The organism is Caulobacter sp. S45, from assembly GCF_009765965.1.
Classification (GTDB): Bacteria; Pseudomonadota; Alphaproteobacteria; order Caulobacterales; family Caulobacteraceae; genus CAHJWH01.
This window is the reverse complement of record NZ_LMUL01000009.1, coordinates 1-2,274: the sequence shown is the minus strand read 5'-3', so window position 1 is coordinate 2,274 and position 2,274 is coordinate 1. Positions and strand designations below refer to the sequence as shown.

The 2,274-nt window shown below is 62.0% G+C and carries 1 protein-coding gene; it reads right to left on the bottom strand.

All coding sequences use genetic code 11. From position 1 onward, the window contains the following. Positions 1 to 1,241: 1,241 nt before the first annotated feature. Positions 1,242 to 1,931 (bottom strand): hypothetical protein, encoded by a 690-nt coding sequence (locus tag GSQ87_RS04440; RefSeq protein WP_158913630.1) that lies wholly within the window; start codon positions 1,929 to 1,931, stop codon positions 1,242 to 1,244. Positions 1,932 to 2,274: the final 343 nt, after the last annotated feature.

Below are 2,274 nucleotides of genomic sequence, written 5' to 3'. Positions count from 1 at the left end.
GCCGGTCGTTCGATCGAAAATCGTATGGACGATGCAGTCCGTTCTGCTTGGACTAAATAAATAAATTGGTTGCTCAGCTGTCGCCAGCGCCGGTGACAACGCCGCAGCGGCGCAGATCAATCCGATCGAGGAAACTCTCATCAGCTCACCTCCGGTTGATCCTACAACGCTGAAGCTATCACACCCGTTGCGGTTTAAAATTTCGCCACCGCACCCCCATGAGCCGTCCCACTCTTGCCCTGCCCGGAGCGGCCGCACCGCCGATTAGTCGGACCTTTCTGTCGATCGACATAACCGCTTCCGGACATCAGAATCGAAGGGCTCGCGCCCGTAGCTGCCGCGCGCTCTCTGCCAGAATCCGGGCGGCAGGATCGCCTCCAAGGCCGCTGCTAATGGCGGCTTCTAGGGGCAATCCGGACGAAGTTACCCCTCCCTAAAACCGGACGCTACCTGCGGCGAGTTTGGCGCGAGCGCTCAGGGCAGAGGCGATCCAAGTTGGACCTTGAGCGTTCCACCTAAAGGAGACTACCGTGGCTCGTTCGGACCAGACTTGCTCGGAAAGGGCATCGGCATGACCGTTCCTAGAAGGCCCGCCTTCCAGTCCATGAGTTCAATCAACAACGGTCTTTGGCCGCGTGGGATAACGGGAGGCGTCGCCGTGTTGGTCCTGGTGTTGGTAGCTTTCGGCGGAAGGCTCGCGCTGCATGCTGGCATCCGAGATCAGCGCCTTGCAGACGGCCTCACTTATGTGCTGTGGGCAGTAGCATGCCTGATCTTTGCGGCCGCCGCCTACCGCATCGCGGGATTTTCCAGCCGAGGAAGGTAGTCGTGGCTTGGATACGGGCCCATCTTGGTCCGTTCGCCACCCTCCCCTGCCGATCGGCACGACCGCTTCCAGGCCCTCAAATGGCCTGCCAGCGAGATCGCGCCCTTTGCCGACACGCCGCGTGCTCCAGCTAGACGACATTCAGATCGGCCGCCGGGGGCCTAACCGGAGGCGGTGAATGGCCGAAGGTGGCGGAGGAGCGGACGTCGCGGCGGCGCTCCAGAGCGGACTCTCGCCGACGACAGCTCCCTGGAGGTGGGCTGCTGGAAGAAGACGACCCATCTCGGACCGTCAAACCGACCGCTTCCAGGCCGCGCCCTCTCGCTGACCGGCGAGGCAAGTTTGGGGCTTGATACTTACGGTCGCTTCCGAACGAGCGCAGCTAAACCCCTTGCGTCAGGCTGAACGCGACGCATCATCTGTCGTTGATGAAAACCGCTACCTTCACGCTCACGACGTAGTCCGGAGAGACGTAGGGGGCTCCGCCGTTGTCCCGTGCAACCACCGTCACGAGCCAGGCCGGTTCGAGCTCATACTGGTAGCAAACTGTGTGGTCGCTTTCTCCGGTGCAGGAGCTAATGCGGTAGAGGTCTCGGAGCTTTGCAGCCTTCATCGTGGACAGCCCGTCGCACTTCGTGCTGTCCGGCAGACAAGGTGTGAGCGTTCCCGCCCTTGCTCCGGTCAGGGTTGCGTCGAGTATGTTCACGGCTCGCGCGGCGTCCAAATCGTTGGGCGCATCGAACCAATGGGCCGTCGCGCCGGCACTTAGGCGTTCGCAATCCTCCTCCTGCACCCGGTTATATTCTGGACCGCTCCAGGCCAAAGGCGGTGCGCGGCGCAGGGCGAACTGCGCATCGGCTTCGACGCTGTACGGTCGGAGCGGCCGGTCCGCGTACGAACCATCGTGAGTCGCCGCCGTGTATCGAAGCCGCACGACATCGCGTCGACAGAGCCCTTCGTACGCGGTCCTGAAGGCACGCGTTGGCAAACCGACGTCCCGCAGCCAGAGCCCACGGCCCTGGTGGATCGGATCGACGGGCTGGAGAACCGAGAGGAGATCGTCCCTGACGATCCTGTCGGCTTCCCTGAGCGACAATGCCTTCATCTGCTGCGTCGTGAGTTGGTGAGGTTCCGCTCCAGGCGCAGGGCCGGCGGTGAACGCCGCAATTGCCGCCACAGCCCAAAACGCATTCTTGCGGGCTTCCCGCCGAGACGTACGCATTGCTCCTCTCGTGTTGTGCCGACGGCAACCGCAACCATAAACTTGCACGGGCATCTAGAGAAAGGACGAAGGTCTCATTTCCACCGCTGTCGGACGTTGGGAGGGTCGGCTTACTGGTCTGAAGGCTCGTCTGCGTAAACGTCAAAGCTCAAGTCGATGTTCATGTCAGCCAACCTCGCGAGCAAGCGATGGTCGAAAACGTCGCCGCTGTTTCCCTCGTCGAAAA

What these genes read in the sequence shown, in the direction of transcription:
- GSQ87_RS04440 (WP_158913630.1), bottom strand. Translation starts at nt 1,931, where the DNA reads ATGAAGGCATTGTCGCTCAGGGAAGCCGACAGGATCGTCAGGGACGAT.